Consider the following 7,260-nt stretch of genomic DNA (forward strand, 5'->3'; position numbering starts at 1 on the left):
TCGGCCGTACGGCCGAACAGCGCACCCCGGCGCCATTCCTCGGTGAGGAACGCGGTGACGTTACGCCGGATGCTCGACCACAGCCGGTCGTCATTCGGCTCGAAGACCACCCACTGGGTGCCCAACAGGATGGACTCTTCGAGGTAGTTGAAGAGGCGGCGCACGTTCAGATAGCGCCAGGCCGGGTCGGAGGAGAGGGTACGGGCGCCCCAGATGCGGATGCCGCGGCCGGGGAAGGCCCGTACGCAGTTGACACCAATCGGGTTGAGCAGGTCCTGCTCGCCCTTGCTGAGCCGGATTTCGAGGTCCACCGCGCCGCGGATCACCTCGTTGGCGGGCGCCTTGTGCACCCCGCGCTCGCCGTCACTGCGCGCCCAGACGCCGGCGATGTGGCCGCTCGGCGGGACGGTGGTGTTGCGCCCGGTGGCCGGATCGAAGACGCGGACCCAGGGGTAGTAGAGGGTGGCGTAGCGGGAGTCGTAGCCCGCCTCGTCGTTGCGCCAGGTGCGCACCTGCTGGGCGCCCAGACCGGGCGGGGTGTCCAGGACGGCGACCCGGTCGCCCATCTGCTCGCAGTGCGAGATCACCGCGAGCTGCACGGTGCGCACGCCCTCGGCGTCGATGTCGCCACGCTGGTAGGCGCTCATCAGGTCCGGCACGGCGACCATGGTGATCTCGTCGATGGTCTCCAGGCCGCCGAACCCGGTGCGAGCGGCGGCGTCGCCGACGTACTCCGCCGGGTTGAGACGGGCCACCTCGCCGGCGCCGTTCGCGGCGGGCGCGGCCGGGGCGTCGGGCACGGCAAGGGTCTGGGTGGCGGGCCTGCTCTGGGCGGCGCCCTGCTGCTCGGTGACCTGGATCAGCTTGGAGGCGCGGGCCTGGTTGACCAGGTACCCCTTGACGTTCTTGCGGGTGGAGGCCTCGTACGTCTCCGCGACCTGGTCGCCCTGGCGGACCAAGACCTTGAAGCGGTCCTCCGGCGGGTTCTCGCCGTCCGCGTCGGCGACCTCGACCGATATCCCGGTGACGCCCGGCTTGGCGGCGACGAGGAAACCGCCGAAGGCCACCGGCTCCGCGGCCACGTTGCCGCGCCGACCGCCGTCGACCGACGGGGCAGCGGCGTCCTCGGCCTGGCCGCCGATCCGCACGATGTACGCGGCGCCGCCGCCGTTGGCGAAGTAACCGTGGACCGAGAGGGGCAGGTAGGTGCCCTCGGTGAAGCCGCCGAACGTCTGGGTGTACTGGTCCCAACTGGTGACCAGCGTCGGCGTGTGGAACGGGCCGTTCTCGGCGAACCCGACGAACGCGGCGACGGCGGTGCCGACCCCTTCGATCGGTCGGGCACCGGACTGCACCTCCTCCACGTACACGCCCGGGGTGAGGTACGTCGGCATACTCGCTCCTTCGCGTCCTACGGGTCGGTGACATGTGTCCAGGGCGAGTCTGCGCGGGGGTCCGCCGGGACGACAGGGACGCGGGGACCTGGCCAGGGGCAAGATCACTGCCCTTCGCCGCTCCGTGAACCGCCCCGCCGCCGCCCGGACTTGCCCTCGTTCTGCCCGTACAGACCTGGACTTCCCGTTCGCCCGGGCGGTCCACTGGGGGTCGCAGGAGGGCTGCGCCGACGAGGAGGCAACGAAGTGCGGACGTCCGAGGCGCACGCAGAGCGGCACGAGAACCGGCAGGCCACGCGCGGCCCGGCCGCCGCCCGCCAGGAGACCTCCGGCAGCCCCGCCGTACCGCCGCCGCTCACCGCCGACGTCCTCCGGGCGGCGCAGCGCGGCGCGGGCAACGCCGCGGTGACCGCGATGATCGCTCGCCGCGCCCGCCCCGGACCCGTCGTGGAGCAGCCGGACCCCGGAGTTCACGAGGTGCTGCGTTCGGCCGGCAAACCCCTCGCGGCGCCGGTACGCCGGGACATGGAGTCCCGCTTCCGGACCGACTTCTCCGACGTACGACTGCACACCGGAGCCGCGGCCGCCCGTTCGGCCCAGGCCATCGGGGCGCGCGCGTACACCTCGGGCAGCCATGTCGTGATCGGCGGCGGCGGCGACAAGCACACCCTCGCCCACGAGCTCACCCATGTCGTCCAGCAGCGCCAGGGCCCGGTCTCGGGCACCGACCACGGCACGGGCCTGAGGATCTCCGACCCGTCCGACCACTTCGAACGGGCGGCGGAGGCGAACGCCAGACGGGTGCTGTCAGGTCCGGCACCCGTTCAGCGGGAGGCCGAGTCCGCGCACTCGACGGGACATAGTCATGTGGGCGTCGTCCAGCGCATGGTGACGGACGTGACCGAGGAGGCGACGACCGCGGAACAGGCGCCCGTGGTCCCGGCGGACGGCCGACCGCAGCCCCAGCAGATCTCGGATGCGAAGCGGGTGGGGCTGGAGATCGAGATCACCGTCCCGCTCGAAGAGGTCTCCCCGGAGGGTCAGGGCAGCAGCTCCAAGAGCAAGGGCAGGCCCGTCGCCACGCTCAAGAACGGCGACGTGCTGGCTGAGTCCCAGGCGAAAGAGTTGGGGCTGCCCGTGATCAAGCTTGAGGTCGAGGGGACGGACCGCGGTGTGCCGAGCATCGAGCTGATCTACGGCCCGCTGCCGCGCGACGAGTACATGCGGGCTTCTCACCAGAAGGCCAGGGAGCAACTCCTCGCTCAGTTCGCGAAAGTGGCCGGGAAGTCGGTCGCGCTTGAGGAAGTCATCGACGGCTACAACAAGGCCCTCGGCAGCGATCCGGGATCGTACGAGCTGGAGATGACCGGAACGGGCAGAAAGGTGAAAACCCTGCGGACGGGGAAGATCAACCAGAACATCCAGACCAACATCTCCCTCCCCTACGCCAAGGTGGGCGCCGCCCCGCCACCGGCCGAGGCACCGGCGAACCGTGGCCGGGGTGGTGGACGGGGTGTCTCCCCGGCCGGGCGCGGACGGGGCGCCTCCCCGGCGGCCGGGCGCGGTCGCGGCCGGGGCGGCAGTGTCACGGCGTCGACCGGACAGCCGGCGGGCGGTGTCCGGGGCGACTTCGCCGGACTGTTCCACGAAAAGAGCCAGAAGCAGCTGTTCGAGGCGGCCCGTACGGCGGCCAACGGCATCGCCGACGAGAGGGTGAAAGGCCGCCCCAACGTCGTCTCATTGCTCACGCAGGTCCTTTTCCAGGAAGCGATGTACGCCCTGTACCGCATCAAGAAGGGCGAGGAACGGGATGTGGACAAGCAGCGTTTCCATGTGATGCTGAAGGTGAGCCCGCAGGATGTCGCGATGACCGTTCTCAGCGACGACGAAGCGGCCGGCCTGCTCGCGTGGCTGCAGGAGGGCGGCACGCTGGACGTGCTGAACCGCGGGGCCACTCGGGCCGCCGAGAAGGGCGGCGCGATGGTCACCAAAGGTGTCAAGGTCGATCTCGCCGGTCTGGTCGAGGCCCTGAACACCCGGCTGGTCGCGGGCAGGCAGCAGCTGGGGGTGAGAAAGAAGAACACGGAGAACGACCACTCCTCCCCCGTGCTGGACGCGGAGGGCGCGTCCACCAGTGAGCTCCGGCACTTCCATCCGCGTGCCAGCAACCGCGTACCGGTCACCGTCGAGAACGACGTCCACCACGTGGTGGTAGAGGAACGCTCCGCGGGTCATCTGCTCAACGACCCCGATGTCAGCGCCGCCGAAAAGCACCGGTTCATCAGGGATCTCCAGGAGGAGTGAGAGGGCCGGGCACGGCCCGCCCGCCCCTCAGGCCCCGGTCACCGCCGCCAGATACGGCCCGAACTCGCTCTCCAGGACCAGCCGTCCGAGCTTGCGGTACTCCTGGGCGATCGCCGTCACCAGCTGCCGCATGGTGAGCGGGCCGGCGGACTCGGCCGCGAGGTAGGCCGCGGTCACCGTGCAGGCGCGGATGGAGCCGCCGGCGAGTTCGAAGCGGTCGGCGCAGAAGGCGAGGTCCAGGCCGGCGGCGCGGGGCAGCCGGTCGCCCAGGCAGCGTTCCCACAGGGCGAGGCGTTGGCCGGAGTCGGGCATCGGGAAGTCGGCCACCACGTCGAGGCGGCGGGTGAACGCCTCGTCCAGGTTGGCCCGCAGGTTGGTGGTCAGCACCGCGATCCCGTCGAACGACTCCATGCGCTGCAGCAGATACGCCGACTCGATGTTGGCGTGCCGGTCGTGCGCGTCCTTCACCTCCGAGCGCTTGCCGAAGATCGCGTCGGCCTCGTCGAAGAGCAGCACCGCGTTGACCGCGGAGGCTTCGGTGAAGATCCGCTCCAGGTTCTTCTCGGTCTCCCCGATGTACTTGTCCACAACTGTGGACAGGTCCACCACGTACAGGTCCATGCCCAGGTCGGCTGCGACGACCTCGGCGGACATGGTCTTGCCGGTGCCCGACTCGCCGGCGAACAGCGCGATCACGCCGCGCCCCCGGCCACCGCCGGGCCGCATCCCCCACTGCCCGAGCACCTGCTCGCGGTGGCGGGCGCGCAGCGCGAGTTCGCGCAGCCGCCGGTCCGTGGTGGGCGGCAGCACCAGGTCGTCCCAGCCGACGCCCGGCTCCACCCGGCGGGCGAGCCGGTCGAGCCCCGCGCCGTTCTGGGCCCGTACGGCGGTGCGCAGGTCGTCAGGGCGGACCGGGCGGCCCGCGAGGGCAGCCGTGCGCACCGCCACGTCGGCGGCGCGATGCAACTGCCCGGAGTCCAGGCGGTGCGCGGCCACAGCCTCGGCGAGCGCTTCCACGTCGCCGGTCGCAAAGCCGTCACCCGCGGCGTGGCCGAGGGCGTACCGCCAGCGCGCGGCCTGCCGTTCGGGCGAAGGCGCCGGCACGGTCAGGACGACGGGGGTGTCGGCCGCCCACTCCGGGGCCCAGCCGACGGTGCCGTGCGTGAACAGGGGGACGCCCCGCAGCGCCGCGCACAACGCCCCGAGCGTGCGGGCCCGTTCGGCGGGCTCGCCGGGTAGCGCCTCCAGGGGGCCGAGGACGACTCCGGCGCCGGTCAGGCGGGCTTCGAGGGCGGCGATCCGGGCGAGTTCCGGTACGTCGCCGGGGCGGCGGGCGAGCGCCATCGCGTCCAGGACGAGCGGGCGCAGCCCGGCCGCGCTCAGGGCGGCGGTGGCCAGCCCCGCCGCGTCGCCACCCCGGCTGCGCAGATGGACGAGACCGACGCCGGTCCCGGCAGCGGCCGCCGTCCGGTGGACGTCCGGCGTCTCGGCTGTCGGGTCCTCGCGGGCCTCGCCGAGCACCCCGGCGAGCCGGGCGTCGGGCCGGGCGCTGCCCAGCAGATGCCCGGTGACCCGGTCGGGCACCGCCAACACCCTTGACAGCGGCGGCCGTTCGGGCTCGGTGACCTCCACCAGGCCCCCCGCGATCAGCGGTGCTCCGGGAGCGAGCCGGAACCGGGCGGCTGCCGTCCCGCCCAGCCCGCACAGTTCCAGGGCGAGACCGACCGTGGGCCGACGGCGGGTCAGGTCGTCGTTGAGGTAGCCGTAGAGCCGCTCGAACCGTGCGTCGAGGTCGGGTGCCACCGCGACCAGGAGCAGGTCCAGGTCCAGTGGGGACAGCCCGAACCGCCGGGCAAGGCCGTCGAGGACGGAACCGGCGGGCGACTGCCAGGGCTCGTGCGCGGGTACGTCGAGGCCGCCCGGCTCGTCCAGGATGCGGGCGACGGCGTCGGGGGTGAGGTACTGGCCGCGGTACGGGTCGTCGGGATCGGGGTCGGCGGCGCGACGGACGGCCACGGCGTGCCGTACCCGTTCCTCGACCAACTGGAGCCGCGCCCACAGATGTCCCACGTCGGTGGGCACGGATTCGGAGTCGATGGACGCACGGTCGGCCACGGCGACGGGTTCGGCGGTGTGCGTCACGGCTGGCGGTCCCCTCTGCGGCGGCGACGGGCGGGGGCGGGGCCCCGTTCCCGCGGGCCGGCGAAGCCGCCGTCCGGGCCCGGGTCGGTCGCCTCCTTGTAGCGCAGCCGGCGGCCCGGCATCGCCTCCCCGCCCTCGCTGCGGGCGGCGGAGCGCACGACGAGGCCTTCGGTGACCGGCGGTGCGGCCTCCCTGGTCACGCCGGCAAGCGGCGCCCGTACCCGTACCTGGAGCGAGGCCTTCAGCTCGCCGCCGAGCGCCGACCACACGTCGGCGGCGGCCGGTGCGTCGAGCCCGGTCCCGCCGGCGTCCAGTGCCACCGGCAGGCCGAGGTCGGCGAGGGTGCCGGTGAGCAGGCGGGCGGGCAGCGTGTCGCCGGCCACCAGGGTCGCCAACACCTGGGAGAGCAGGAGGTGTTCGTCCTGCGGGCGGCTCGCCCACGCCGTGACCAGGTACGTCAGCTCGAACCAGCGCGGCGGGGTGCGCCGCGCCACCAGGTGGCCGTCGGTGTCGTACACCTCACCGGCGCCGCTGCCGCGCCGGGTGGCGTCCTCCCGGATGTCGTAGAGGAAGACGCAGACGGTGGGGGCGCTGCGGCGCGCGGCCCAGTCCCGGGTGGGGGCGTCGAAGACCACCTCGACGCCCGACGCCTCCAGGCCGGACTCGCCGAGCAGCCGGCGCAGCCCCTCGTCGACCTCGTGGATCACCGGCGGGTCACCTCGTCGGGCGGCTGGATGGTCCCGCTCACCACCAGGAAGTCGGTCGTCACCGGCGAGAACCCGCGGCCCTTGGCGGTGACGACGCGCGGTCCGGTCTGGTCCTTGGCGAGGATGAGCAGCTGGCCGATGAACGTGCCGTCGGGACCGGGGACGGTCGGCGGCGCCGCCGCGGTGATCCCCGGCTTCCAGGTGAACCTCACCGGCACACCCGGCGGGAAGTCCTTGCCGCGCACGGAGGTGACGAAGCCGGGCTTGCCGATGTCCGGCACCGCGACGATGCGCGGCTGGAGGATCCGCAGCCGCTGCCAGGCGGTGTTGTCGCCCTTGTCGGCGTCCGTGCCGGTGGTGGTGAGCTCGCCGGTGACGCGGCCGGTCAGCGCCTTGTTCGGGCTGAGGACGACCCGGACGACGGTGTTCGCGCGCGGCTTCAGGTCGGGCAGCGCGCACACCCAGGACTTGTCGCAGCCCTCCGGCGGCCCGTTGTGCGGGATGCCCTTGGGCAGGCCGATGTGCAGCCGCAGCCCGGTCGCGAGTGCGTTGCGGCCGTTGCGGACGGTGTAGGTCACCACGACGCGTCCGCCGACGTAGCCCGGGTTGGGCTGGGCGGTGACCTTCACTCCGGGTCCGGCGTCGGGCGCGGGCGGCCCGGCGGGCACGGTGGGTGTCGGCGTTGCCGTCGGTGTCGGCGTCGGCGTCGGCGT

Annotated in this window: 4 protein-coding genes and 1 pseudogene; 1 reads left to right on the forward strand and 4 read right to left on the reverse strand. The window is 73.0% G+C overall.

Annotated features, from left to right (window positions below):
* The coding region (locus AOK11_RS29585) for a phage tail sheath family protein (RefSeq protein WP_055596785.1) at positions 1 to 1,394 on the reverse strand (1,394 nt) is incomplete at its 3' end.
* Positions 1,395 to 1,640: 246 nt separating this feature from the next.
* Between AOK11_RS29585 and AOK11_RS46875 the strand changes: the two genes are divergently transcribed.
* Positions 1,641 to 3,698: an eCIS core domain-containing protein gene (locus AOK11_RS46875; RefSeq protein ID WP_055596786.1), complete on the forward strand. Its 2,058-nt coding sequence runs from the start codon at positions 1,641 to 1,643 to the stop codon at positions 3,696 to 3,698.
* Positions 3,699 to 3,725: 27 nt separating this feature from the next.
* Here AOK11_RS46875 and AOK11_RS29595 read toward each other — a convergent pair whose 3' ends face one another.
* From AOK11_RS29595 to AOK11_RS29605, 3 genes and pseudogenes are all read right to left on the reverse strand, one after another.
* Entirely contained in the window at positions 3,726 to 5,813 is a 2,088-nt protein-coding gene (locus AOK11_RS29595) for an AAA family ATPase (protein WP_055596789.1), read from the reverse strand.
* A 23-nt stretch (positions 5,814 to 5,836) separates the two neighbouring features.
* Complete coding sequence (locus AOK11_RS29600) at positions 5,837 to 6,547, reverse strand: Pvc16 family protein (RefSeq protein WP_055596787.1); 711 nt, start codon at positions 6,545 to 6,547, stop codon at positions 5,837 to 5,839.
* Positions 6,544 to 7,260: pseudogene (locus AOK11_RS29605) on the reverse strand (hypothetical protein); the annotation flags it as partial. The pseudogene AOK11_RS29605 and the gene AOK11_RS29600, both read right to left, overlap by 4 nt.

This window comes from Streptomyces hirsutus (genome assembly GCF_001418415.1).
Taxonomy (GTDB): Bacteria; Actinomycetota; Actinomycetes; order Streptomycetales; family Streptomycetaceae; genus Streptomyces; species Streptomyces hirsutus.